General features: G+C 65.6%; 19 protein-coding genes. 10 read left to right on the top strand and 9 right to left on the bottom strand.

All coding sequences use genetic code 11. The annotated features are described in order from the left end of the window. Positions 1-121: 121 nt before the first annotated feature. From DAES_RS00110 to DAES_RS17465, 4 genes are all read left to right on the top strand, one after another. Positions 122-1,546, top strand: a complete 1,425-nt coding sequence (locus DAES_RS00110) for a diadenylate cyclase (RefSeq protein ID WP_013512987.1) — start codon at positions 122-124, stop codon at positions 1,544-1,546. Positions 1,547-1,583: 37 nt separating this feature from the next. Then, positions 1,584-1,808 carry a hypothetical protein gene (locus tag DAES_RS00115; protein WP_013512988.1) on the top strand — a complete coding sequence of 75 codons (225 nt, stop codon included), beginning with the start codon at positions 1,584-1,586 and terminating at the stop codon, positions 1,806-1,808. Positions 1,809-1,888: 80 nt separating this feature from the next. After that, complete coding sequence (locus DAES_RS00120) at positions 1,889-2,926, top strand: HD-GYP domain-containing protein (protein ID WP_013512989.1); 1,038 nt, start codon at positions 1,889-1,891, stop codon at positions 2,924-2,926. Between the two features lie 176 nt (positions 2,927-3,102). Then, positions 3,103-3,276 carry a hypothetical protein gene (locus DAES_RS17465; RefSeq protein ID WP_013512990.1) on the top strand — a complete coding sequence of 58 codons (174 nt, stop codon included), beginning with the start codon at positions 3,103-3,105 and terminating at the stop codon, positions 3,274-3,276. Here the strand turns inward: DAES_RS17465 and DAES_RS00125 are convergent. The 5 genes from DAES_RS00125 to DAES_RS16760 form a co-directional block, all read right to left on the bottom strand. Then, positions 3,227-4,312: a hypothetical protein gene (locus DAES_RS00125; RefSeq protein WP_041271285.1), complete on the bottom strand. Its 1,086-nt coding sequence runs from the start codon at positions 4,310-4,312 to the stop codon at positions 3,227-3,229. The two genes, DAES_RS17465 and DAES_RS00125, sit on opposite strands and share 50 nt — an antisense overlap. A 146-nt stretch (positions 4,313-4,458) precedes the next feature. After that, entirely contained in the window at positions 4,459-5,517 is a 1,059-nt protein-coding gene (locus tag DAES_RS00130; RefSeq protein WP_013512992.1) for a GGDEF domain-containing protein, read from the bottom strand. A 145-nt stretch (positions 5,518-5,662) separates the two neighbouring features. Next, complete coding sequence (locus DAES_RS00135; protein WP_236608432.1) at positions 5,663-6,568, bottom strand: HD-GYP domain-containing protein; 906 nt, start codon at positions 6,566-6,568, stop codon at positions 5,663-5,665. A 185-nt stretch (positions 6,569-6,753) separates the two neighbouring features. After that, complete coding sequence (locus tag DAES_RS00140; protein WP_013512994.1) at positions 6,754-7,581, bottom strand: glycosyltransferase family 2 protein; 828 nt, start codon at positions 7,579-7,581, stop codon at positions 6,754-6,756. Between the two features lie 5 nt (positions 7,582-7,586). After that, on the bottom strand, positions 7,587-10,874 hold the full coding sequence (locus DAES_RS16760) for a response regulator (RefSeq protein ID WP_013512995.1): 3,288 nt from the start codon (positions 10,872-10,874) through the stop codon (positions 7,587-7,589). 174 nt (positions 10,875-11,048) lie between these two features. Between DAES_RS16760 and DAES_RS00150 the strand changes: the two genes are divergently transcribed. Continuing rightward, positions 11,049-11,813: a substrate-binding periplasmic protein gene (locus tag DAES_RS00150; protein WP_013512996.1), complete on the top strand. Its 765-nt coding sequence runs from the start codon at positions 11,049-11,051 to the stop codon at positions 11,811-11,813. 95 nt (positions 11,814-11,908) lie between these two features. Here the strand turns inward: DAES_RS00150 and DAES_RS00155 are convergent, their stop codons facing one another. From DAES_RS00155 to DAES_RS00165, 3 genes are all read right to left on the bottom strand, one after another. Continuing rightward, positions 11,909-13,207 (bottom strand): PAS domain-containing sensor histidine kinase, encoded by a 1,299-nt coding sequence (locus DAES_RS00155; RefSeq protein ID WP_013512997.1) that lies wholly within the window; start codon positions 13,205-13,207, stop codon positions 11,909-11,911. Next, a complete protein-coding gene (ercA, locus tag DAES_RS00160; protein ID WP_013512998.1) occupies positions 13,191-14,360 on the bottom strand; it encodes an alcohol dehydrogenase-like regulatory protein ErcA in 1,170 nt (389 codons plus the stop codon). The genes DAES_RS00155 and ercA overlap by 17 nt, the downstream gene beginning before the upstream one ends. 203 nt (positions 14,361-14,563) lie before the next feature. Next, positions 14,564-18,106 (bottom strand): PAS domain S-box protein, encoded by a 3,543-nt coding sequence (locus tag DAES_RS00165; protein WP_013512999.1) that lies wholly within the window; start codon positions 18,104-18,106, stop codon positions 14,564-14,566. 306 nt (positions 18,107-18,412) lie between these two features. On the opposite strand from DAES_RS00165, the gene hcp reads away from it, so the two are divergent. Further along, positions 18,413-20,020, top strand: a complete 1,608-nt coding sequence (gene hcp, locus DAES_RS00170) for a hydroxylamine reductase (RefSeq protein ID WP_013513000.1) — start codon at positions 18,413-18,415, stop codon at positions 20,018-20,020. Positions 20,021-20,159: 139 nt separating this feature from the next. Here the strand turns inward: hcp and DAES_RS00175 are convergent, their stop codons facing one another. Next, positions 20,160-21,605 (bottom strand): SagB/ThcOx family dehydrogenase, encoded by a 1,446-nt coding sequence (locus tag DAES_RS00175; protein WP_041271286.1) that lies wholly within the window; start codon positions 21,603-21,605, stop codon positions 20,160-20,162. A 174-nt stretch (positions 21,606-21,779) separates the two neighbouring features. On the opposite strand from DAES_RS00175, the gene DAES_RS00180 reads away from it, so the two are divergent. The 4 genes from DAES_RS00180 (at position 21,780) to murI (ending at position 26,570) form a co-directional block, all read left to right on the top strand. Further along, entirely contained in the window at positions 21,780-23,015 is a 1,236-nt protein-coding gene (locus DAES_RS00180; protein WP_013513002.1) for an HD domain-containing phosphohydrolase, read from the top strand. Next, positions 23,012-23,935, top strand: coding sequence for a hypothetical protein (locus tag DAES_RS00185; protein ID WP_013513003.1), 924 nt, complete (start codon positions 23,012-23,014; stop codon positions 23,933-23,935). The genes DAES_RS00180 and DAES_RS00185 overlap by 4 nt, the downstream gene beginning before the upstream one ends. 27 nt (positions 23,936-23,962) lie before the next feature. Next, positions 23,963-25,207, top strand: a complete 1,245-nt coding sequence (locus DAES_RS00190; RefSeq protein WP_013513004.1) for an EAL and HDOD domain-containing protein — start codon at positions 23,963-23,965, stop codon at positions 25,205-25,207. A gap of 523 nt (positions 25,208-25,730) precedes the next feature. Beyond that, on the top strand, positions 25,731-26,570 hold the full coding sequence (gene murI / locus DAES_RS00195; RefSeq protein ID WP_013513005.1) for a glutamate racemase: 840 nt from the start codon (positions 25,731-25,733) through the stop codon (positions 26,568-26,570). The last annotated feature ends 12 nt before the right edge of the window (positions 26,571-26,582 follow it).

Raw genomic sequence — 26,582 nt, forward strand, 5'->3', positions numbered from 1 at the left:
TGTTTATCCCGGCAGGAGGCGCGTATCTCGTTTTCCCATCTGGACATTTCTCCGTTTTTCAGCCTACTCATGATCATGACCTGTCAAAACCGTGGCATGCGTACACGTTTCGGAGTCGGGTATGGGCACAGCATCCTTTGAAAGCATCTGCATCTTTCACATCATGGACGGCCTGCGCCTGGGGCTGTCCCATTTCTCGCCGCCCAGCCGGGCCGCGCTCATCTACGCTGTCAGCCCTGATTCGCCGCCGCGTATCTGTGATCCTCAGGGGTTGCTGGTCGGGCACGAGCCAAAACTGCGCGATTATTACATCTACTCAAATTCCTGGCGCGGTTCGCCCGTGTCGGGCCGTCATCTGAAGCTGATCGAGTCCGACGAGTCCGGGCTCGACCTGGCCGGGACCATCGCTCTGGGCGCGCGTTCCCACGCCCTCCACTACCAGATGTGGTTCACGGACGAGCATCCGGCCATGTGTTCCACCGGTCCGACCTCGCGCTGGCTCGAATACGCCGCCGGACTTCTGGCCCAGAACTTCGCCACCAGGGAGATCATGGACCTGGACACTGCGGGCATCGTGCTCCAGCACTGCGCCACCCACGCCGTGCGCGACCACATCGTGGACGAGCGCAGCCAACTTGGCTGGCTCGACACCCGGATCAGGGTCTATCCCTTTCTGGACGCGGTCCTTGGCGTGTCAGGCACGCAGGAGGAGGGCGCGCGGCCACGGGGGCGCATGGTGGTGGTGGAGCCGGGCCAGCTCGGTCAGGTGCGCTTCATCTGCCGGTTTCCGGCCACGGAGCAGCCGAGGCTGGAGGACTGCAAGCATGTGCGCAAACTGTTGCAGGCCGTGGAGGATTCAGGGCGGGTGCTCGTCTCGGACGGGGCTCTGGTGCTCGGTATCGCCATCGGCCCCATGCCCGGCGCGTACCTGACCGCACAGTTCAGCGGCACCCACGGTTTCCTGTGGCTCAAGGACGATCTGGTCTGCACCTTCTATGACGGCGCGTTCCACTCTTCCAACATGCGGGCCAATCTGGTCCAGCTCGAAGAGCAGCTGCTGGAGACGGACATGCCCATGGAGGACCAGCACACCCTGCTCCAGATCGCCTCGCTCATGGTCAACCGGGTGCGCGACCGCAAGCACGGCTGCACTCTGGTCATCGACACCGGGGTGGAGCGGCTGTTCATGTCGGGCCAGCATTTCGAGAGTCCCCTCGACCTTCGGGATAGCGGCCAGCTCAAGCTCGCCTGCTCCCTGGCCAAGCTCGACGGCGCGCTGCACCTGGGCCGCGATCTCAAGCTGCACGGCTTTGCCTGCCTCATGGATGGCCGGGCCGTGCCCGGCGAGAACAGGGCGCGCGGGGCGCGTTTCAACTCGTCCCTGCGGTTCACTGCCGAGCATGAGGACATCGTGGTGGTGGTCGTGTCGTCTGACCGGCCCGTGTCCATCATCAAGAACGGCGTGGAGCTGACGGCCCTGTGTCACTTCCGGCAGATCAGCGGCCTGACGCGTCCGCCCCTGCTGGTCGAATGGATCATGAATTGAGCCCGGTCCGTCGTGCGCTCCAGGGGAGGCGCGGCCCGTGACCGCCCGGTGGATATCCGACCCGCTTTTCTGGATCGCCGCGCTGCCCGCGCTGGCCGTGTCCGGCCTGCTCGCGCAGATGGTCGCCAGCCTGTTCACCTGCTGCGGCACCTTCCGGCTGCGGGGCCGGTCCGTGCGCCTGAAGTGGTGGATGATCCCGGTGGCCGGGGTGGCCTGCGCCGCGCTGTGGACGGCGGCGGTCCTGTGCGCCGCCCTTGGCTGAGGCCCGGGGCTCGACGAAACCGGATTTCGCGGCTATAGGGGGACTTCCCTTTCCCGGCGATAACCACGGGCTGTGTGAATATGGCGAAACGGCAAAACGTTCTGGGCATCAACGGCATCGAGGGCGGCGACGGCCCGAACACCGAGGAATACAACCAGATAGACCCCAATATCCTGGACTGTTTCCCCAGGGCCTCTTTTCCTGTGGATCTCTTCCACTGGCGCGAGGACATCCGCGTGCTCTCCCCGGTCTATCGCGCCGGGCGCGAGGTGGACCGGCGGCTGCGCGAGCGGCTCCGGGGGCTGAGCGAGCAGGGGCTGCTCTTCTTCTCCCGCAACCAGATCGAGGCGTACACGGCCTGCGTGGCCTGCAACCTCGACACCGCACTGGACGACCCCAACCTGACCTGGGAAGAGAAGGCCGGGGTCTTCATCGGCGAACTGGCGCGCAGGCAGGACGCGGTGTACGCCCACCCCATGCCCCAGGAGCTGGACGGGCTGACGCGCGCCCTGTCCTCCTTCTGCGTCTATGTGGTGGAGGACAGCCGGCGCATGGGCACGGTCGTCCAACACCTGCACTGCGATCTTGGCCCGGAGCGCAGGCGCATCAATGGATCGCTCCTGGCCCTGGCCGTGTACATGGAGATGCACCGGGGCGACATCATCATCGAGATGCTGGAGACCGTGGCCCTGGGATTCTTTCTCTACGACATCGGCATGAGCAGGGTCTCGCCCATGATGATCTCCAGAATCCAGCAGCTGACCCCGACCGAGCAGCGGACCATGCGCGAGCATCCGAGGATGGGCCTGGAAATTCTGAACCGGCTCAACCTGACCCGGCCCGAGCTGGCCGAGCCGGTCATGCAGCACCACGAGCGGCTCAACGGCAGCGGCTATCCCAACAAACTCTCCGGCGACAGCATCGGCCATCTGGGCCGCATCGCCGCCGTGGCCGACTCCTACTGCGCCATGGTCACGGGCAAGCCCCTGCGCCAGGGGCTCGCGCCCATCAACGCCGCCGCCGAGCTGGTCGGCAAGGAGCGGCACTACGACCAGATGGTCTGCCGGACCCTGGTCCGCTTTCTCCAGACGATTCCCTCCTCCCAGCAACCCTCCTGAACCCCAGCGGACCGCGTCACGGTCCGGTCACGCAAAAGTGACCAGGTTGTCTGCCTGTTGCCGCAAAAATGGTCGTGCCTTTTGAACGGGCGGCTATGCTGCCGGAAAAGGTCCGGGGTCCGGCTTGCCCGCATTGGGCGACGACCGGGGCGCGGACACAACGGCGGGAGGTGGTCATGATCTGGTTGAGCCACAGTAAATACACCCATGAATACGTGTCGGGCCAGCTGGCCGAGATGTGCGTCCGGATGCGGCGCGAGACGCGGCGGATGGTCTATGTGGCCAGTGCGGCGGTGGGGCTCATGGCCGCGGCCCAGGCCACGTATCTTTACGGGCTGCTCGGCGTCTGAGCAGCAGCCAGGCCCAGGCCAGCGCCCCCAGGACGGCGGCCAGGGCCAAGGTTCCGGTGGGTGTAGCGCCCGCCGGATCGTCCGGGGCCAGGACCGGATTCAGGGTCAGGGCGTCTGCCGGGAGCCGGTCCGCAGGCACCCCGAACCGTGCCAGCACGGTCAGGTCGAGCACGGCCCGCGCGGACAGACGTTCGGGCAGCATCTCCCGGGCCGGTTCCCCGGCTGCGATGCGCAGGACAAGCCCGCCCAGGGCCGCGCCCAGGTCGCGGCCCGGCACGCTCACCGCAGCGGCGATCCCCTGGCTCGTGCCCGGCTCCATCCATCGGTCCGAGAGGGCAAAGACCGGGCCGCTGCTCCGCCCGGCCAGGATTCGCACGGCCTCGTCCTGGTCCACTGCCCGGCCCTGGGCGTCGTTGGCGAATCCGAGGAAAAGCGCGGCCCCGTTCGCGGGTATGCTTGAGGCCACACCCCGGAGCGAGCGCAAGGTCAGCCCGGCCTCGTCGCCCGGCTCGTGGCCTGGAAACACCACCTGGACATGCTTTTGGCCCGCGCTCACGGCCTGGGCCACGGCCCGCTCCGTGGCCAGGCTCAGGGCGAGCGATCCCGGCGAGCCGTCCATGATTCCCACCACCAGCCGGGTGTCCGGGCGCAGTCTGAAGAGCAGGTCCACGGCAGCGGCCACGTCCGGGGTCTCGGGCAGGCCGGTGCAGTCGCCGCACTGGCGCAGGTATTCCGGGTCGGGCGTATCCATGCCGCAATAGAGGACCGGGGCATAGGCAAAGAGATCGTCGCGGTACTTGCGCACAAAGGCGAAGGATGCCTCGCCGTCAGCGATGACAACCGTGGGCGCTGCGTGTCCCCAGGCCGGTCGCAGGGCCTCGAACCGGGCGTGGAAGTGCTCGTCCCCGCGCGCCTGGGAGCCGAGAACGATGGAGACGATGTCGCCGCGCCAGGACAGGGCCTCGGCCAGCCCCTGGGCCATGGCCCTGGTGCGGGCGTCGTCCCTGTCCACGCCGTGGAGCAGGACCACGGACAACCGGCCCTCAGGCCCCTTGGCCCAGGCCGGCGCAAGGGAGAGGAAGAGACACAGGACACCAGCGGTGACCAGGAGTTTTCGGCAAGTTAAAAATCTAGTTGATACAGTTGTTTCAGGCATCGGCAGTTATCGATCTTCAGACCCGATCAGGGTTTTCGGTACGCGTTCACCCGGTTGCGGCCATGGGCTTTGGCCTCGTACATGGCCGTGTCTGCCGCGCTGATCAGCCTGGCCGCGTCCCAGTCGGGCCGACACTCGGCCACGCCGATGGAGACCGTGAACTGAAGCGGGATCTCGGACAGTCGGCCCTCGGTGCGGGTGCGGAAGTCGTAGTTCTCCACATCCATGCGCAGGGCCTCGGCCTTGAGCACGGCGGTGTCCAGGGGCATGTTCCTGACCGCCACCACCAGCTCCTCGCCGCCGTAGCGGGCCGCGAATCCCTGATACTGGATGGCGTGGGCCGTGATGATCCGGGCCAGGGCGTGGAGCACGTCGTCGCCCGCCTGGTGGCCAAAAGTGTCGTTGACCCGCTTGAAGTGGTCCACGTCGATCATCATCAGCGAGAGCGGCCCGCCCTGGCCCTTGCGCAGGGCCAGGACCGAGGCCTGGACATGGGCGTCCAGGGCGCGGCGGTTGTGCAGCTCGGTCAGCAGGGGGTCGAAGTTGGCGGTGTGCTCCAGCGCCTGGGTGCGTTCCTGCAACTCCCTGGCCTCCTCCCTGAACTCCACGATGAGCTCCTGGAACATGCCGCGCACCTTGGCCACGATGTGCGAGCGGGTTCCGCCCGACTGGATGACGCCCACGGTGTCTTCCTTGAAGGCGTTGAGCTTGCGGTTCTGCCGCTCGCCGTGGCCCTGCATGGAGCCGATGATCATGTTCATCTCGTTGACCAGCTCGGTGGCGGACCGCTTCTCCTGGGTCAGGGCCTCCTCCAGCTCCAGAGCGCCGATGGTCTGCATGATGTGCATGTCGAGCATGGCCACCACCGCTTCGAGGTGATCCCTGGAGAAGTCGCACCTGGCCAGCTCGGCCAGGATGTCGTGCTGGATCTCGGCCTTTTTTTGGTCGGTGTAGACAGAGAGGCGGGGCAGGAGATTGCGCACGAACAGGACCACGGCGACCCAGTTCGGATCGTCGGCCATGCCGAAATTCGACAGGACTTCCTCCAGTTCGTCCATGGTGGTGTGTCCCTTGTCTGGCGTCATGCGTGCCTCCCGTGTCCATGGGCCGGGCCTGTCATGGCCCAGCCTTGTCATGGACCTTAAGCACAGAGCGGTGCCGGGTAAAGGAGAATGCGCCATGCGATGCGGAAAATAGAAAAGTAGGAGAGGGCACAGGGGCCGCAGCCCGTCAGATCATGTCTGCGCCGCTCAGGACGGCCACGAACCTCTTGAAGATGTCCATGTCCACTCCGTCGCGCATCTGGTGACGGATAAGGGTCAGGGCCTCGTAGGGGGGCATGGCCTCGGCGTAGGGCCGGGCCGTGGTCAGGGCGTCGTAGATGTCGGACACGGAGATGATGCGCACGGGCAGGGGGATGCTCTCGCGCCTGAGACCCGCCGGGTAGCCCGTGCCGTCGAGCTTCTCGTGGTGGAAGAGGATGCAGTTGATGGTGTTCTGGGTCATGGGCAGATGGGCGCACATGGACACGCCGTGGACCGGGTGCTCCTTGATCACGTCGCGTTCGGCCTGGGTCAGGGAGCCGCGCTTGTTCAGGATGCGCCGGGGGATCCTGGCCTTGCCGATGTCGTGCAGCAGCGCGCCCAGGCCGCACTCGTAAGTGTCCGCTTCGCTCATGTCAAAGGCCTGGAACACGGCCACCGAGTAGATGAACACGTGCATGCAGTGGGTGTAGGTCTTGTAGTCGTGGGAGATGAACGGAGCCACGGCGGACAGGGTCTTGTCCGAGGCCAGAAAACGGATGGAGTTCTTGACGATCTCGGTGATGCGGGAAAAATGTCTGGCCCGGACCGCGCTTGGCAGCTTGTGGTCGAAGATGTCCTGCATGACCACGGTGGAGGCCTCGTAGAAAACCTGGGAGCGGACCTCGATGGGCAGGGTTTCGTCAAGCAGGATGGTGCCCAGGTTGCGCTCTATGTACAGCTCGTACTGGGGCTTTTCCGAGCTTTGGACATAGACTTCGCGCACCCCGTTGTCGTGCAGGGTCTTGCGGTGCCGGACCGTGAACTTCTGGCCGGAGACGGTGTAGAGGACAAAGTCCCCCCCCTGCCAGAGGTAGACGGAGAAATCCCCCAAGGCCTCCGGAAACAGCATCACCGGGGAGACGGGGAAGTAGGATACCGGACGGGCGGCGTGGGTATTCAGTCCCATTGGCGGGAAATTACCCCAAGTGCAACCGGAAGGCCAGTGAAAATCCTGAAAAACTCTAGACTGACCGGAGGAGAGAAAGGACGAAAAAAAGGGAAGGAGGAAGGGGTGACTCAGCCTCTGTCCGTATCGCTTCGGGCGAGCATGGACCTGACCACGTCCAGGGTGGGGATGATGCCGCGCGGGCCGGGATCGGCCCAGGATTGGCCGGTCATGACCGCGTCTGCCCAGTGGCGCACCCCAGCGGGAAAGAAGAGGGCGTTGTTCAGGACAATGGCCGCCTTGGCGCGGGCGTCGTTCTTTCTGGCGGCATAGGAGAGGTTGGCCCCGTGCATGGGGTGGCCGAACCGGGGGCCGGGCACGCGCGCAAAGCCGAAGCCGTTGACCGCGGCCTGGACCCAGAAGTCCCAGTCCTCGTAGGCGGTGTTGGCGCGGTAGCCGACCGACGCCTCCCAGACCTTGCGGCGAATGACGGCTGCGGGCGGCAGGATGTTCTGCACGCGCAGCAGCCCGGGGTCGAAGTCCGGCAGGGGGATGTCGCGGGCGTGGCCGTCTTCGATGTGGGTGTAATCGGTGTAGGCCAGATGGGCGTCGGGCCGCTCGGCCAGGGCGTTCAGACAGGCGGCCAGGTAGCCGGGGCCGGGGATGTCGTCCGGGTCCAGGCACAGGATCAGCCCGCCCTGCGCCCTGGCGAATCCCGCGTTGCGCACCGGGCCGGGGTGGCCGCAGTGGTCGAGCCACAGGGCCGAGAATCCGGCCAGGGGGAGCGCCTTGAGGGCTGCGGCCTCCTGGCGCGAGTCATCGGTGGAGCCGTCGTCCACCAGGATCAGCTCCACAGCGTCGAGGCCGCCCTGCTGCCCGGCCAGACTGGCGGCCAGCCGGGGGAGGTAGCGTCCGTAGTTGTGGTTGGGGACGATGATGGAGAGGGCCGGGGCGCTCATGTCGGTCACGCCGCGGGAAAGAGCCGGGCCAGGACCGCCTCGAGTTCCGTCAGTTCCACGGGTTTGGCGATGTAGTCGTCCATGCCGCCCTCAAGGAAGATCTCCCTGTCGCCCGCCATGGCGTGGGCCGTGATGGCGATGACCGGAATGGCCGGGTCGATGCCGGAGCCCTGGTCCGCCTCGCGGATGCGGCGGGTGGCCTGGACCCCGTTCATGCCCGGCATCTGGATATCCATGAACACTGCGTCAAAAGGCTGTGTCTCAAGGGTCTTGAGCGCCTCCTCGCCGTTGTTGGCCGTTTCCACAGCGTGGCCCATCATGGTCAGCATGCGGGCCACCATGAGCCGGTTGACCCGGTTGTCCTCCACCACGAGCAGGCGCAGCCCCTGGCGGGCCGGGCCAGTGATCCTGTCCGAACCATCGGCGGCGTCGGCCTGGGTCGCGCTGTCAAAGCCCAGGACCACATGCAGGGTGGTGCCGCGCCCGGTCTTGCTGTCGATGCACATGGACCCGCCCAGCAGGCCGATGAGCCGCTTGACGATGCCAAGCCCCAACCCCGCGCCCTGATGACGGCGCATATAGGACCCGTCCACCTGGGTGAAGGGTTCGAAGATGAGGTCCACCATGGCGTCCGGGATGCCGATGCCCGTGTCGCTCACGCTGAAGAGCAGTCGCGTCCTGCCGTCCCTGGGGTCTGGGCCGAGGGGGCAGACCGAGATGGTCACCGATCCCTGGTCCGTGAACTTGATGGCGTTGCCCACCAGATTGAAGAGGATCTGGCGCACCCGGCTCTTGCCGCCGGTCAGATGCTCGGGCGTGCCGGGCCAGATGTCCACCGCCAGGGTCAGCCCCTTGTCGCGGGCCTCGCCCCGGAAGGTGGTCAGCACGTCATCGAGGAACGGGGTCAGGCTGAAGGGCTCGGTGATCACCTCAAGCTTGCCCGCCTCGATCTTGGAGAAGTCGAGGATGTCGTTGATGATGGCCAGCAGGCTGCGACCCGAGGCCAGGGCGGTGTCCACAAAGTCGCGTTGCTCGGCGTCGAGCCGGGTGGTCTGGGCCAGCTGGAGCATGCCGAGCACCCCGTTGAGGGGGGTGCGGATCTCATGGCTCATGTTGGCCAGGAATTCGCTCTTGGACCGGCTGGCGGCCTCGGCCAGTTCCTTGGCCTTGAGCAGGTCGCGCTCGTTGGCCTTGCGCTCGATGGCCAGGGCCACCTGCTCGGAGACCGAGGTGAGCAGGTTCACGTCCCGGGCCGTGTACTGGTAGGGGTCGGTGTACGACTGCACGGCCATGACGCCCACCACCTCGCCCCTGATCTTGAGGGGCACGCCGAGCCAGACCTCCGAGGGGGTGCCCACCGAGATCGATGCCTCGCACCCCTTGGCGCGCAGGAACTCGCTGCGGACCATGCGGTCCACCGGATGCAGGCCGGGATCGCCCGGACCCGGCACATCGACAAAGGCCAGCTCCTTGCTGGTCACCAACAGCGGCCTGCCGGTGCGGATGACCTCCACGGTCAGGCTGCACGTGTCCTCTTCGGACAGAGGGATGATCTTGCCCTTGAAATCGTCCTTCTCATCCTCAATGTAGGGGAATTCGAGCCGGGTGCGCTGCTTGTCGAGCAGGGCGATGAAGAAGTTGGCGGCCTCGATGTTGTCATTGAGGATGGCGTGTATGCGCTGGTAGAGGTCCTCGAGGTCCGTGGTGGTGCTGACCGCGCCGGAAATGCGGTAGAGCATGGTGGCCACGGTCTCGTTGTACTGGCGGGTGGTGATGTCGCGGGTCACGGTGGCCACATGGGTGACATCGTTGCCCTCGCCCCAGTAGGGGTACATGGTCACCTCGTAGAATCTGCGGCCAGAGACCGGGAAGGAGAACCACTCGCGGTAGACGACGCTGCGTCCGGTCAGACACTTCTCCAGCCTGGGCCTGATGGCCTTCTCAAATGGGCCCGCGCCCCACAGCTCGGCCACGGGATGGCCGATGACGCCGCTCTCAGGCCTGCCGTGGTGGTCCAGGTACGCCTCGTTGGCCGCCTCGAAGACGAAATCCCGGTTGATCAGGGTCATCATGTCCTGGGAGGCGCTGGCGATGAACTGGAACTTGCGCAGGGACTCCTCGATATCCTTGCGCGCGGTCACGTCCCAGAAGGCGATGAAGGCCGCCTTGCGCCCGTCCAGCACCATGAGCACAGCCGATGCCTGGGTCCAGAACCGGCTGCCGTCGGCGCGCACCATCTCCACCTCGACGTTGTCCAGCCGCCCCTCCTGCATGATGCGCTCGAAGAGATCGACGCGGGCCTGCCAGTCGGCGTAGAATGCCCTGGTGGACATGCCCTGGGCCCTGGCCCGGTCAACGCCGAACAATTCAGCCCCTCGCGCGTTGCAGAACAGGGTCTGGCCGCTCTCCATGTCCACCACGATGATGGACAGGGGGGAGGTCTCCAGGATGGTGCGCAGCCGTTCCTCGCTCCTTTGCAGTCTGCGGGAGATGTCCTTTTGCCGGGTGATGTCGGTCAGGACGCCGACGATGCCGCCAGGGGTGCCGTCAGGGCCATTGAAGACCGCCTTGCGGATGAGGATGTCGCGCTCAATGCCGCCGAAGCGGGTGACCTGCTCGTATTCCTGGTGCCCGCCCGTGGCCATGAGTTCGCGGTCCTTGCTGACAAAGACGGGGCTCTCGGCGGGCGGGGCGAACTCCTCGACGCGTCGGCCCACCACCTGCTCGCGGGTCATGCCCGCGAACTCCTCCCAAGCCTTGTTGCAGCCCAGGTAGCGGCCTTGCGCATCCTTGTAGAAAACCTGGTTGGGCACCGCGTCGATGAGGGTCTGGAGAAAGGCGATCTGGTTGCCCAGAGCCTTCTGGGTGCGCTGGTGTTCGGCGATCTCGAAGTCGAGCCGGGCGCGCTGGGCCGCCAGATAGGCGGCGCGCTCCAGCCCCTTGAACAGGGCATGATCCAGTTCGGCCAGCACGGCCTCGCCCTTGACCACGAAATCCCACGCGCCCCGGCGTACGGCCTGGACCGCGTCCTCGATGCCGTTGCTGCCCGAGACCACGATCAGGGGGATGGAGTCGCTCCGGTCGGCCATGTCGGCCAGCACGGCCAGGCCGTCCATGTCCGGCAGTTGCAGGTCCAAGAGCACGGCAGAGAACCGGCGCCCGCCAAAAGCGTCGAGGCCCGCGCGCCCGTTTTCGGCCAGATGGACAGAGAAGCCGCTGGCTTCCAGGTGATGGGCCACGAGTCTTGCGAATTCGGGACTGTCTTCTATGATCAGGATGTGATCCGGCTTCACTGCATCGTCCCCTCCCCAGAAGTCTGTTGGCTCATCCTATGCCATTGCCGGACAAAGATGAAGGTGCATATGATAAACTTTTGTGATCATCACGGGCGCGCAAGGCGATTGTGTACAACGCCCGATTGCGGTACACGGAAAGCCACAACCCCACACCCCACGGAGAGACACCCGATGCGATCCCTTCTTGCCGCCCTGGTCCTGGTCGTGACGTTCATGGCCCAGGCCGTCCGAGCCCAGACATTCACCTTTGTTTCGGACATGGACTTCGCGCCCTATTCCATGCTCTCCCAGGGCCGTGCTTCGGGCATCGACGTGGAGGTCATGACCGAGGCCGCGCGCCGGGCCGGGGTCGAGATCGAGATTCTGCTCAGGCCATGGGATGAATTGGTGCGCATGGTCAAGGCCGGGGAGTGCGACGGCGCCTTTGCCCTGTTCAAGGATGAGCAGCGCCAGGAATACGCCATCTTTCTGGAAGCGGTCCCCCTCCACTACAGCGATTACGTGCTCTTCACCAAGGTGGGGACCAACTTCTCCTTCCGCTCCTTCGACGACCTGGCCGGGAAGACCATTGGCCGTGCCGCCGGGGTGTCGCTGGGCGAGGAGTTCGAGGCGGCTGCCAAGGCCGGGAAGATGACCCTGCGCACCTACCCTGATCAGGCCTCGGCCCTGAGCGGACTCATCTCCGACGAGGTCAGCGCCTACGCGGGCAATATCGACGTGACCTACAACCGGTTGAAGACCATGGGCATGACCAGTTCCATCATCTACCTGCCAAAGAAGATACTGGAGAAGAAGCCCGCCTACGTGGTTCTGTCCCGCGCCTCGGACTATCCCGAGAAGGCGGAGGTGGGTCAGAAGCTGGAGCGGGCGTTGGACCAGATGCGCCGGGACGGCACCTACAGGGACATTGCCCACCGTTACCTGCTCCGGTTCTAGCCATGAAGGGACGGCCTTGCGGCCATGACGACACGCAACGATCCGGGCCGGTGCGCAGGGTGCGCACCGGCCCTTTTTCACGTCCGGCGGGCGGGTCATTCCGGCTTGGCGTCGGCGATGACGGGCAGGGTGAAGAGGAACCTGCTGCCCTGGCCGGGCGCGCTCTCCACCCACAGGTGCCCCTGGTGGTCCTTGATGATCTGACGGCAGATGGGCAGGCCAAGGCCCGTGCCCGTGGGCCGGTCGGTCAGGCTCTCCTGCCCCTGGATGAACTTGTCGAAGATGGAGGTCTGCTGCTCCTGGGGGATGCCCGCGCCCGTGTCCACCACGCTGACGCGCAGGTGGGCGCCCACCAGCTCGGCGCGGCAGGTGACGCTGCCCTGGCGTGTGAATTTCGCGGCGTTGGAGAAGAGGTTGACCATCACCTGGATCAGGCGGTGGCGGTCGCCCATGACCTGGGGAAGGTCCGGGCCCACCTCGTTGAGGAACAGGACCTCCGAGGCCTGGAACAGGGCCGAGGACGAATCCATGGCAGGCCGGAGAAACTCTGCCGGGGCCAGCGGCTCCATGCGGTATTCCACCTTGTTGGCCTCAAGCTTGGCCAGGTCCAGCACATCGTTGATCAGGGCGGTCAGCCGCTCGCCCTCGGCCTCGATGATGTCGATGTTCTTGCCGATCCTGTCCATCTCCTTGCAAAGTTTGGGGTCGCGGTCCCGGTCCACCGCCGGAAAGACGCGCTCCGCCAGCTTCTTGCGGATGATCTTGGCAAAGCCGATGATGGAGGTCAGTGGCGTGCGCAGCTCGTGGGAGACGATGGACAGGAATTCGGTCTTGGCCTTGTTGGCCCTGGCCAGCTCCCTGGTCCGCTCGCGCACTCTGACCTCCAGCTCGTCGTGACTTTTTTTCATGGACTCCTCGCTGCGCTTGCGCTCCGAGATGTCGCGGGCCACGACAATGGCCTGGCGCACCTCCCGATGCTCCACGATGCGCAGGGTCATCTCCACGGGCACCGGCAGCCGATCGGGCGTGGCCGGATGGCGAAACTCGGTTTCCAGGCTCAGGGTCTCTGTGGAGATGTTGAAGAGATTGTCTGCATAGCGGGCTATGTGTTCCGGCAGCAGCCCCTTGAAGGGCATGTCGAGCAGGGATTCCCTGCCGCAGTCGAGCATGGACAGGGTGGCGCCGGAAAAGTCCACGATCAGCCCAGTGTCGGCGTTGACCACGAAGATGGCGTCGCTGACGCGGTCGAGCAGGGCGCGGAACCGCTCCAGTTCATCCAGGCGGTTTCTGAGTTCTGGATAATAGCTCTTGCCGATGGACCGTCTGCCCAGGCCGATCAGTTTTTCCCGCTCCGCCCCTGGATCGGGCGCTGGGCGGTCAGCACGCCTTTTCATAGATGCCGATGACCTCGCTGGCCGTGGGTTGTCGCGGGTTGGTGAGCATGCAGGCATCGGCCAGGGCATTTTCTGCCAGCAGGGGCAGTTCGGCCCTGGTCATGCCCAGGTCGCACAGGGTCTGGGTCACGCCCGCGGCCCGCTTGAGCTCCCTGATGGCTCCCAGGGTGCCGCGCCTGATATCTTCCTCGCCTGCGCTGGCCGGGATGTCCGCGCCCAGGGCGTTGCCCAGGCGGCGGTAGCGCTCGGGCGCGGCAGCGAGGTTGAAGTCGGCCACGTGGTCGAGGAGGATGGCGTTGCACAGGCCGTGGGGCAGGTCGAGCAGGCCGCCCAGGCTGTGGGCCATGGCGTGGACCGCGCCCAGGATGGCGTTGGAGAAGGCCAGCCCCGCATAGGTGGAGGCGAGCATCATGCCGGTGCGCGCCCCCATGTCGTCCGGGGTCTCGATGGCCCGGATCAGGTGGCGGTGGACCAGACGCACCGCCTCCAGGGCATGGAGGTCGGTGATGGCCGAGCTGGCGTTGGAGACGTAGGCCTCGACCGCGTGGGTCAGGGCGTCGAGCCCGGTGTGGGCGGTCAGGTGCGCGTCCATGCTCATGGTCAGGGCCGGGTCGATCAGGGCCACGTCCGGAATCATGGTCTTGGAGACGATGGCGATCTTCACCTTGCGGCCCGTGTCGTTGACGATGCAGAACTGGGAGATGTCCGCAGCCGTGCCCGCCGTGGTGGGGATGCAGATGAGCGGCGGTCCGGGCCGCTCGACATTGTCCACGCCCTCGAATTCAAGAATATGGCGGCCATTGGTGCAGACGATGCCGATGGCCTTGGCGCAGTCCATGGGGCTGCCGCCGCCCACGGCCACGAGGGCGTCGCACTGCTCGCGCCGGAAGAGGTCGGCCCCGGCCATGACCTCCGAGTCGCGGGGGTTGGCGGTCACATCGTAGAACTGGGCGCAGTCCACGCCCTCGGCCAGCAGGCTGGCGGCCACCTGGTCGGGCAGACCGAGCCGCACGAGTCCAGGGTCTGAGACGATCAGGGCCTTCTTGACCGAAAGGTTGGCCGCGAACTGGCCCGCGAGGGACCCTGCGCCGGGGCCGAAGACGAATTCCGGGGCCACGAACTTCCTGAGATCGGCGAGGGACTGGTCGGGCATGGCGCTCCTCCCGTGTTGGCGGGCCGCTGCGGGCGGATGGTGGCGGGCTGTTGCCGGATGGTGGCGGGCTGTTGCCACTTTCCCGCCACACAAGGTCTGCCGCCGATTGGCCGGAACGCTCCGGCAAGGCTGGCCTCGGTCCACTGAACCCTGTGCATAGCCCAACCGGGCGAAGGTGTAAAACCCGTTATATCAGGAGTGGCTCAGTTTCCGTCCATGAGCCCGCGCAGGGAGGCCATCTCCGCCTCCAGGGCTTCAAGGGCAGGCCGGGCCTCGTTCTGCGCACGGCAGGCGGCTTCCAGACTTCTGGCGGCCCGCGCCGCCCGAGATGCGCCGATGGACGCGCAGATGGAGCCGATGGTGTGGGCCAGGGCCGCCCCGCCGGCATCATTGCCTGCGCCCATGGCCTGCCGCAGCTCAAGCTCCATGGCCGTCAGCTCGGTCCGGGCCGTATCCAGGAATCCCTGGAACACGGTCTCGTCCACCCCCAGCCGCTCCATGGCCAGCCCTGGCGTCCAGGGTGCGTCCGGCGCGTCCGGCATCGCGGTCGGTGCGTCAGCCGGTTCCGGCGCGTCCGGCTGCGGATTTGCCTCCGGCGGGGCTGGTTGGCCTGTGTCGCCCCCGGCCAGCCTATTGATGATCAGGGCCAGCTCGTTGAAGTTGACCGGTTTGGCGACATAGTCGTCCATGCCCGCGTCCAGGCTCCTGTCGCGGAATTCCTTGAGGGCGTGGGCCGTGACCCCGATGATGGGGATGGCCGGGTTGGGGATGGGGCCGTCGGGCAGGGCCGCGCGGATGGCCTTGGTGGTGGAGATGCCGTCGAGCACGGGCATCTCGATGTCCATGAGGATGAGGTCAAAGGGTTCCCGGCGGAGCTGTTCGAGCACTTCGAGACCGGTCTTGGCCAGGGCAAAGGAGTGGCCCATCTCCTTGAGCCGGAGGGTGGTGACCATGATGTTGACCTCGTTGTCCTCGGCCACCAGGATGTGCAGGGGGCGATACGGGGCCGGGGGCCGGACCGGGCCGGGCTCCTCGTCCACAGGGCAGGCCACGCCCGGCTCCAGGCGGACCACGAACGAGAAAACGCTGCCCCTGCCCATCGTGCTGGTGACCGAGATGTCGCCGCCCATCAGCCCGATGAGCTGCTTGCAGATGGCAAGGCCCAGCCCCGTACCGCCAAAGGCCCGTGTGGTCTGGGAAAAGCTCTGGAAGATGGTGCCCATGAAGCTTTCCGGGATGCCTATGCCGGTGTCCGCCACCTCGAAACGCACCCCCACGGTGCGCTGGTCGTCGGCGTCGGGCTGCGCCTGGGCCGGGCTGACAAGGACGCGGATGGACCCCTTGTGGGTGAACTTGATGGCGTTGCCCACCAGGTTCATGAGCACCTGACGCAGGGACAGGGGGTCGCCCTTGACGCAGGCCGGAACGTCCTGGTCGAGTTCGAGCACGAAGTCGAGCCCTTTTTGCCGGGCCTGCATCTCCAACCCCTTGAGGGTGGTGCGGACGTGGGAGGGCAGGTCGAAATCCACCCGGTCGAGGCAGAGCTTGCGCGCCTCGATCTTGGAGAGGTCGAGGATGTCGTTGATGATGCCGAGCAGGTGCTGGGCCGAGTCCATGACCGTCTTGAGATAGTCGCGCTGCTCGGTGGTCAGGCTGGTTTGCAGGGTGATGTCGGTCATGCCCACGATGGCGTTCATGGGCGTCCTGATCTCGTGGCTCATGGCGGCCAGGAATTCGCTCTTGGCGCGGTTGGCGGCCTCGGCGTCCTCGCGGGCGCGCATCAGGTCGTCCTGGGCGCGGCGTTGGGCGGTGATGTCGTCCCAGGCCCAGATGACGCCCTTGTCCAGGCTGCCCTGGTCCACGGCCTTGGCGTACATGCGGCACCAGACCGTGTTGCCCTCGCTGTCAAGAAAGGCCTGCTCGGTGTTGAACTCGCCGCTTTGCGACAGGGCATCGCGGGCCGTGCGCACGAAATCCGTGACCGCGTTGGACGAGGACAGGAGCGCGGCCAGCTCGCTGCCCACCAACTCCGCCGGGGTGCGCCCGAAAATCTCCGCCCCGCGCCGGTTGATGGTCGCCAGCCTGCGCCCCTTGGACATGGCGATGCCCATGAGCGAGTTCTCCAGGATGGCCTCGAACTTGGACAGGGTCTGGCGGATGCGGTTCTCGGACTCCTTGCGCACGGTGATGTCGCGGACGTTGGTCAGGATGGCCTCCTGACCGTGGAACACGATCCGGTTGAGGTAGACCTCCACGTCGAACTCCGCGCCGTCGTGGGGGCGTCTCGCCTTCCATTCGAAGTTCTGGGGCTCGCCGTTGAGCACCGAGCGCCAGTAGGACGACAGCCGGTACACGGCGTTGTCGCGGCTTGAGATGTCGCGGGCGATGGACACGTCGTGGATCTGGTCGGCGGAAAGCCCGTACATCTTGAGCATGCGCTCGTTGGCCTCCAGGATGCGGCCCGTGACATCGTGGATGAAGATGGCGTCGTGGGAGGCGTCAAAGACCGTGCGCAGGGCCTCCATGGTTTCCTTGACCTCGCTCGTGCGCTCGCGCACCCGTTCCTCCAGGGACTGGTGCGTCTTGCGCAATTCGGTCTCGGCCCGCTTGCGGCGCGAGGTGTTGGCGATCAGGGCAAAGATGATGATCATCTGGACCACCGTGAAGATCATGCCGAACCAGAAGAGATTCATATGTTCGGAATAGAAGGTGGTCGGGCGGTTGATGATCTCGCTGTTTTCGGGCAGGGCGTCCATGCCGATGCGGTATTTTCTGAGCTGTTCGTAGTCGAACATGGGCCTGGGCGCGCTCTCGCGGATGACCGGGATGTCCTGCGGATGGCGACCGGCCAGGACATGCAGGGCGATCTGGGCCATGGCCTGGCCCTGGGCATAGCCCGAGGTGAGCATGCCGCCCACGATGCCGTGGCCCAGGTCGAAGTCGTAGAGGCCATAGATGGGCACGCTGGCCCTGGCGGACACGGCCCGCAGCACCTCGGCGGTGTCGTGGAACCGGCCTTCCGGGGTGCGGAAGTAGACGCCGTAGAGGATCAGGCTGTTTCTGGGCAGCTTGTCCACTTTTTCCAGCAGCTCGTCCAGGTCGGCGGCCTCCATGGTGTGCAGGGTCACATCCGGGGCAAAGGTGGCCAGGTCGGCCTTGACGCCCCTGGTCACGGCCCGGCCCGAGGGCGTGGTGTCGTTGATCAGGTGGACCGATGCGGTGCCGGGATGGTGGTTGAGCGCCCACCACAGGGTGCCCCGGATGTCCAGGGTCTCGGCCACGCCCGTGAACAGGGGGTGGTCCGCGATCAGGTCCGGGGTGAAGAAGTTGACCCCGCAGAAGACCACCGGCACCTCTGGAAACAGCGCCTGATGGTAGCGGCGCATGAAGTCGAAGGCATTGCTGTCCGTGACCATGATCAGATCAAGGGTCATGCCCCTGTATTTGTGCCCGAACACGTCGCGCAACTGCTGCTGGGAGTGTTCGTTGAACACCACGCGCTTGGTGTCCATGTTCTCCACATGCAGGATGATGCCCGTTTCATTGGGCCGGAGCACATCGGTCAGGCCGCGGAAGATGCTCTCGTTCCAGAGGAAGTTCTGATGGTAGGAATTGAGCAACAGGATCTGCTTGCGCACGGAGGGCCGGGCGTCGGCAAGGGGCGTTGCCGCTTGGGCGAGACACGCCAGCAGCAGGGCAACGGCCAGGCAGCATCCTGGAATGAGGTTTCGAAGAGCGCGGTTCATGGCAACACCCGGTATGGTCTCAGTTGAGCCATCCCTAGCAAATGCGGCGAGTGAAAGAAAGGGCGTGTGTGCGGCCCCTGGCAGCTTGGCGACGCAGCAGGTTGTCCGGCTAACGAGGCGGTGTGCTCAGAACGCCCGGTTCCCCTGACCCAGCTGTCCGCGTTATAATCTGAAGAGGATGATTTTTTCCTGCGGTTTTTGACTCAAGTCATACTTTTGTAGTCTGGTTAACGGTACTTCTGAACTTGCCATTCACGAAAACCCAGAAATCGGTAACCCCGGAAACCAGCCATAAGGAGACGACACATGTTTTGTTATCAGTGCGAACAGACCGCCAAAGGCGGCTGCATCAAGGCCGGAGTCTGTGGCAAGAGCGACAGCACCGCCACCCTTCAGGACCTCCTCCTGCATCTGACCAAAGGACTTTCCCTGGTGGCCATCGCCGCCCGCAAGGCAGGCGTGACCGACTCCAGGGTCAACCGCTTCGTGGCCGAGGCGGTCTTCTCCACCCTGACCAACGTCAATTTCGACGACGACCGCTTCGTCAAGCTGATAGAGGAGTGCGTGGCCCTGCGCGACGGTCTCAAGGTCCGCGTGCCCGGCGTTGTCTTTGACGGTCCAGCCGCCCTCGATCCTGCCGCCGATTTTGACGCGCTGCTGGCCCAGGGGAGGCAGTATGGCATAGAAAACGACCCGGAGACAGACCCGGATCTCAAGTCCCTCAAGCAGACCCTGACCTACGGCCTCAAGGGCGTGGCCGCCTATGCCGACCATGCCGCCATCCTCGGCCACGAGGACGAGAAGCTCCACGCCTCCCTCCAGGAACTGCTGGCAGCCACCCTGTCCACGGACCTGACCCTGGCCCAGTGCGTGGAGGCCGCCCTGGAATGCGGGCGCATCAACATCCGGGCCATGGAGCTGCTCGACGCGGCCAACACCTCCACCTACGGCCACCCGGAACCCACCGAGGTCAAGCTGGGAGCGACCAAGGGCAAGGCCATCCTCGTCTCCGGCCATGATCTCAAGGATCTGGCCACCCTGCTCAAGCAGACCGAGGGCACGGGCATCAACGTCTACACCCACGGTGAGATGCTGCCCTGCACCGCGTACCCGGAATTGAAGAAATACAAGCACCTGGCCGGTCACTACGGCACGGCCTGGCAGAACCAGAAAAAGGAATTCGCCGAGTTTCCCGGCGCTGTCCTGATGACCACCAACTGCATCCAGAAACCCACCACCTACCTGGATTCCATCTTCACCACCGGTCTGGTGGGCTGGCCCGGAGCGGTCCACGTCCCGAACAGCGACTTCACGCTGGTCATTGACAAGGCGCTGTCCATGGCAGGGTTCCCGGCAGACACGGACAAGGGCACGGTCATGACCGGCTTTGCCCGCAACGCGGTCATGGCCGTGGCCGGGACGGTCATCGACGCGGTCAAGTCCGGCGACATCCGCCACTTCTTCCTGGTGGGCGGCTGCGACGGCGCCAAGCCGGGCCGCAACTACTACACCGAGTTCGTGGAAAAGGCCCCCAAGGATACCGTGATCCTGACCCTGGCCTGCGGCAAGTTCCGCTTCTTTGACAAGAAGCTGGGGGACATCAACGGCATTCCGCGTCTGCTCGACGTGGGCCAGTGCAACGATGCCTACTCTGCGGTGCAGATCGCCCTGGCCCTGGCCAAGGCCTTTGACTGCGGCGTCAACGACCTGCCCCTCTCGCTGATCCTCTCCTGGTATGAGCAAAAAGCCGTGGCCATCCTCCTCTCGCTCCTGGCGCTGGGCATCAAGGACATCCGGCTCGGACCCAGCCTGCCCGCCTTCATCACCCCCAACGTCCTCAACTATCTGGTGGAGAACTACAACATCGCGGCCATCACCACGCCCGACCAAGACCTCAAGGCCATCCTCGGCTAGGCGCGGGCCGCTTTCTCCCGCACACGCGCTCCGCCCGGTACGGCTCCCGCCGCACCGGGCGGTTTCTGTTTTCGACAAGGGACCGCAACAGCCGATGCGGGCTGGCATGCTTTGCAAAATACGGGCTTGCCTCGGAGAATCAGGGGTTGCGAACACAACCGACCGCAACAAGGTACAGGAGGGCGTGGCCCTGGGGCAGGGCCAGGAGGGTGGCTGCCTCCTGGTCAAAGAACGCGCCGATGCCGCATGCGCCCAGCCGCTTGGCCGTGGCCGCCAGATAGGCGAGCTGGCCCAGGCGGCCCGCCTCCAGGTGGGCATAGCGGTAGGCGCGCGGGCCGCAGCGGCGCACTAGCCCGGCCAGATCCGCGGTAAAGGTCAGGTGCAGGGCGGCGGTGTCGAGCCAGCCCTGGTCCAGGCAGACGCGCGCCGCCTTGGTCAGGAGGCTGCCCGGTGCGAGCAGGGTGGTGGCGTGGTGCGCCCGGAGCAGGGCATGGCGGCCCGGCGTCAGGCCGCTGGTGCGGTCGGCCAGGAACCCGGCGTGGACAGCCCCGGTGCAGTCCGGCCCCTGGTCGAGGCAGAGCAGGCCGAGGAGGTCGGTCAGGTCGCGAGCTGGCGCGGGCCGGGACACGAAATCGCGGCGCGAGCGCCGGGCCAGGATGGTGGCCGCGGTGGAGGCCGGGAACTCAGGATCGGCCAGGGGGACGAACTCCCCTGGCGGCCCGGGACGCCGACCCGTGGGGCAGCGGGCAAAGCTGGCCGTGGCCCGGTGGGCGTCGAGCAGTTCGGGCGGCGATTCGGGCCTGGGCGCGCACCGGCTGAAACCGGGCAGGTCGTCCGCCGTGGCCCTGGGCGGGGGTGCCCAGGCCGTGGTCTGGTCGCAGCCCAGGGCGTGGACCACGGCCAGACACCCCTCCAGGGAGGGGTCCAGGCCGAGCATGGCGTTCATGGCCGCATCGTCGAAATCATAGTCCAGAGAGCCTCCCAGACCGTGGATGGCCGCTGCCAGCAGCAGGTTCTGGGCCATGTGCCCGGTGTCGAGCAGACAGTAGCGGTAGGCGCGCGCCCCGTACTTCCACGCGCTGCGAAAGAACACCGAGGTGAGCAGGAACCGGACCATGGGCGCGCGATCACTCTCTGCCTGAACAAAGACGGGCCCGGCCCGCAGCTGGCTCATTGCATGCAGTATGGGGCAGTAGTGATACACTCCGTCATCCATTCCGATGACGTTCTGCACGGCAAGATAGAGCTCGGCAGGAAAGAGCGCCCCGGCAGACGGCACGGTGCGGAAGTGGAAGACCGCGCCGCTTGGCAGTTTGCGCGCCTGGCTGATGCCCGCGGTCAGGCTGCATGCCGAGGCCAGCAGCCCCGGCAGGTCGGCGCGGTCCGGCAGCGCGGTGCCCTCTGCGCCCAGCATGGCCTGATTGAGGGACACATCGGGCAGGTCGGCGTCGGCCCCGGCGGTCAGGGTGGGCACGCCTGCGTACCGTTTGAAGGGCATGGGCCGGTTGTCCTGGTTTGGCGGTCGGCCCGTGATGCGCCCCCGGCTGTGCGAGGTTTGTTCGTGGTAGTCCAGTATGATTGTCATGGAGTGCGCCCCGGTTTCAATACTTTGGTCCACCGTAGCACAGCGCGCGCCATTGGCAAACCCGGCGATGGCCCGTGCCGGGAGCGCCCAGGCCCGTGCCGGGTGCTCCAGTGAAGCGCATTGATTTTTCACGAGGATTGGGCGATATGGGGGTAACGCAGCAGAGGTGATGCCATGCCGGATAATCAGTTTAGGTGCGCGGACAGCGCTGTCCTGACCATCCTCAAGACCAGCGAGGAGGTCAACCAGCTCAAGGATGTCGATACCATCCTCGACAAGATTCTCTACGAATCCAGGCGGTTCGCCAATGCGGACGCAGGCTCGATCTTTCTGGTGGAAAAGGACAGCCTCATCTTCAGCTACGTGCAGAACGACACCCTGTTCAAGGGCGAGTCGGCCAACGCGGCCCTGTATCACAATTTCGCCATCCCCATCAGCGAGAAATCCATTGTCGGCTATGCGGCCAAGACCCGCGGCAACCTGGCCATCGACGACGCCTACGAGCTGGACCCGACCCTGCCCTTTGCCTTTAACAAGTCTTTTGACCAGAAGTCCGGCTACCGGACCACGAGCATGCTGACCATCCCGCTCATTGCCCAGGAGAGCCGGCTGGTGGGCGTCATGCAATTGATCAACGCGCGCAACGAAGCGGGCGCGGTCGGCCCGTTCACGGACGAGGCCAAGACCTATATCCCGCTGTTTTGCAACAATGCCTCGGTGGCCATCGAGCGCGGCATCATGAACCGCGAGTTGATCCTGCGCATGATGCAGATGGCCGAGCTGCGCGACCCCACCGAGACCGGGGCGCATGTCCAGCGCGTGGGCGCCTATTGCGCCGAGATATACGGCACCTGGGCCGCGCGCCGCAAACACAGCGCCAAGGACATCAAACGCACCCGTGACAACCTGCGGCTGGCCGCCATGCTCCACGACGTGGGCAAGGTCGGCATCTCCGACAACATCCTCAAGAAGCCGGGCAAGCTCACGGACGAGGAGTTCGAGGCGGTCAAGTGGCACACGGTTTGGGGGGCCAGACTGTTCAAGAACCAGACCTCGGGCCTGGACGCCATGAGCAGCGACATCGCCCGCTGCCATCACGAGAAATGGGCCGGGGGCGGCTATCCCGGCACGGTCCTGCCAGACCTGTGGTCGCCCGAGGCGAGCATGGGGGCATCCTTAAGCGGCGAGGCCATCCCCCTGGCCGCCCGCATCTGCGCCGTGGCCGACGTGTACGACGCCCTGGCCTCGCCCCGGTCCTACAAGGACCCCTTTCCTGACGAGAAGTGTCTGGCCATCCTTGAAAAGGACGCCGGAACCCACTTCGACCCGGAGATCGTGGAAATATTCATCGAGATATTCGATGTCATCAAGGCCATTCGCGACAAGTTCAAGGAGACCGCACACGTATGATCGCACCCAACGCGGCCACGGGCGGGAAGCCCGCCAAGCTCTACGACATGGTGGACCCGGCTGACGGCGAATGCGTCCTGCGCGAGGCCGAGGAGTGTTTGCGGGAGTTTTTCCCTGCCTCTGATCCCGCGTTGCTGCGACGGGCCTTTGCCGACGTGCAGAGCCTTTTTCACGGGCAGTATCCGGGCTACAGGGCCAGCAACACCAAATACCACGACTTCGAGCACACCTGCTCTGTGGTTCTGGCCCAGGCGCGGCTCATCCACGGAGCCATGAGCGAGGGCTGGCGCTTCTCCGAGCTGGACGCGGTCAAGGGGCTGCTGGCCAGCCTCTACCACGACGTGGGGCTGATCCAGGCCGAGGACGACATCCTGGGCACCGGGGCCAAGTACACCGTGGGCCACGAGGAGCGCTCCATCCAGTTCATGCGCCAGAACCTGAACGGCTCCCTGCCTGCCGACGACATCGAGGACATGGCCGACTGCATCCGCTGCACCATCCTGGCCATGCCGCCCGCCCGCATCGCGTTCCGCTCCGAGCCCATGCAGATGATGGGCTGGTTTCTGGGCAGCGCGGACCTGCTGGCCCAGATCGCGGACCGCTACTACCTGGAGAAGCTGCTCCTGCTTTTTGAGGAATTCAAGGAGGCCCGGCTGCCCGGGTATGACACGCCCTATGACCTGCTGGTCAAGACGCGCAACTTCTACCAGGACGTGGCCCGCAAGCGGCTGGACAACGACCTGGGCCGGGTGGACCGCTACATGCGCGCCTACTTCAACCACCGCTTTGGCGTGGACCGCGATTTCTACACCGAGGCCATCCACCGCAACCTTGATTATCTCGACACCATCGTGGGCCAGTGCCGCGACGACATAGCGTGCTTCATGCAAGGTCTCAGGCGCAGCGAAGCGCTTCTTTAGCCGCTGCGCAACAAGGAGGGGCCGTCAATGGTTGATGTAGATTCCCTGTACGAGTCCTTTTTCGTGGCCCGGCAGCCGGTGTTTCAGACCGACGAGAGCATCTGGGGCTACGAGCTGCTCTTTCGCGCGGGCGAGGCCAATGTGGCCGAGATCGCCAACGATTCCCAGGCCACCTCGGCGGTCATTGCCGACGGCCTGTCCATGGCCCTGGAAGGGTTGCCGGAAACCGCACAGGTGCTGATCAACTTCCCGGAGCAGATGCTGCTCGACGGGGTGGGCTTTGCCCTGCCAAGCGACCGATGCGTGGTCGAGGTGCTGGAGCACGTCAGGCCCACGCCCGAGGTGCTCGACGCCGTGCGCAGGCTCAAGGATGCGGGCTACGCCATTGCCGTGGACGATTATTTTGGCCAGCCCGAACTGCGTCCTTTCCTGGAGCTGGCCGACATCCTCAAGATCGACATCCTCGCCCTGGGGGCCGACCCGGAGCGCATCCGGGCCGCCGTGGCCGGGATTGGCGGCCTCGGCTGCCGACTGCTGGCCGAAAAGGTGGAGGACAACGCCACCTTCCGCCAGCTCGGCGGCATGGGGTTCACCCTGTTCCAGGGCTTCTTCTTCAGCAGGCCGGAGATCCTGACCGGGCGCAAGCTCTCCACCTCGGAGCTGACCCGGCTGCAACTCCTGAGCGAGCTCTCCGGGCTGGACTTTGACCCCAAACGGTTGAGCGAGATACTCCAGTCCGACCCCAACCTGAGCTACCGGCTGTTCCGCTACATCAACTCCGCCGGGTTCGGGCTGCGCCAGAAGGTCACCTCGCTCAAGCGGGCCATCGACATGATGGGCATGCTCCAGGCCCGGCAGTGGCTCAGCGCGGTGCTGCTGGCTGACATGAACCCGGCATCCCGGTCCGGCGAGCTGGCCCTTATGGCCGTGCAGCGGGCCCGGTTCCTCGAGGGGTTGTGCGCTGAAACGGGCCAGAAGATCTGCAAGCCCGACGCCGTGTTCATCTCCGGCCTCTTCTCGCTGCTCGACACCATGCTCGGTATGCGCATGGACGACATCCTGGCCACCCTGCCCCTGGACGAGTCCATCGTCAAAGGCCTTTGCGGCGAGGGCGAGATCCACGATCTGCTCTCCCTGGCCCACAGCTACGAGCGCGGCCACTGGGCCGACACCTCCCGCCGCATCAGCCGCCTGGGCCTGACCACCAGCCAGGTCGATCGTCTCTACGCCCAGTCCCGCCACTGGGCCCAACGCATGGTCGGCGGCGGATAATGGGGTGATTGCTGCGTTGCTTCAAAGCATCCAGACCCTCGCGTAGGAAGACTACGCTTCGGGCCTGGATGCTTTTCGCGCCTTGCACTCACCCCATTCTCCACCGCCGACCGGGGATGCAGGGTGCGGAAGGGATATCCAAACCCCTTGGGGAGGAATACTCCGCGCCGAGCCGGGATGCTTTTCGCGCCTTGCGCTCACTCCTTTTCCTTCGCCGACCAAGGGCACTGGGTGCGGAAGGCACACCCAAGTCCTCGCATGGAAAGCCTCCGCATCGGGTTCGCGTTCCATTTTCTGCCGCCGAAGGGTGCGCACCGCGTGGGACGTGTCGTCTGTGGAAAGGGCCGTTTCCAGCGGGCGTGCCGCCCTATCGCGGGAGCGGGCTGGCAAAGGGTCGCGAAGCAAGCCGCGACCCTGGCCCGGCCATTGTCCAGACTCCTGCAAATCTCTTTAGACTTTTTCTGGAAAATGTGTTGGATTTGCCGGGCGCGAGACCAGATGGTCCGGCAAGGAGCCTGAATTCATGGAAAATGCGGCAAAACTGCCCATCGGCATGTTTGATTCCGGGGTGGGCGGGCTGACTGTGCTGCGCGCCCTGCGCGAGCGGATGCCCTGCGAGGACGTGGTTTACCTGGGCGACACGGCGCGGCTGCCTTACGGCACCAAGTCGCCCCAGACCGTGTCGCGCTACGCCGTGCAGTGCGCGGCAGAGCTGGTGCGCCGGGAGATCAAGCTCTTGGTGGTGGCCTGCAACACGGCCTCTGCCGTGGCCATCGGCCCCCTGCGCGAGGCGTATCCCGGCATCCCGGTCATCGGGGTGGTGGAGCCGGGCGCTCAGGCTGCCTGCCGGGCCACCCGCAACCAGGCCATCGGCGTCATCGCCACCGAGGCGACCATTGCGGGCGGGGCCTACCATCGCGCCATCCACGCCATCGCGCCAGAGGCCCGCATTGTGGGCCATCCCTGCCAGCTCTTCGTGGCCCTGGCCGAGGAGGGGTGGATCGACGGCCCGGTGGCCGAGGGCGTGGCCGCCAGATATCTGCATCCCGTATTCCGGCCCGCTTCAGGCACGGAAAGCCCGGTCATCCCAGACACCCTGGTCCTGGGCTGCACCCATTTCCCGCTGCTGGCTCCGGCCATCCGCAGCGTGCTCGACCCGTCCGTGGTCATCGTGGATTCCGCAGCCACCACGGCAGAGACCGTGTATGCCGAGCTGGCCCGGCTGAACCTGGGCAGGCCCGGCACGGGCTGCGGCGACACCGCCTACCTGACCACCGACGACGCGGCCCGGTTCGCGCGCACAGGCACGCGCTTCCTGGGCACGCCCATCACCGAGCATCAGGTGGAGTTGGTGGATCTGTAGGCGGACGCGTGC

Origin of the sequence: Pseudodesulfovibrio aespoeensis Aspo-2 (genome assembly GCF_000176915.2) — a bacterium.
GTDB lineage: Bacteria > Desulfobacterota > Desulfovibrionia > Desulfovibrionales > Desulfovibrionaceae > Pseudodesulfovibrio > Pseudodesulfovibrio aespoeensis.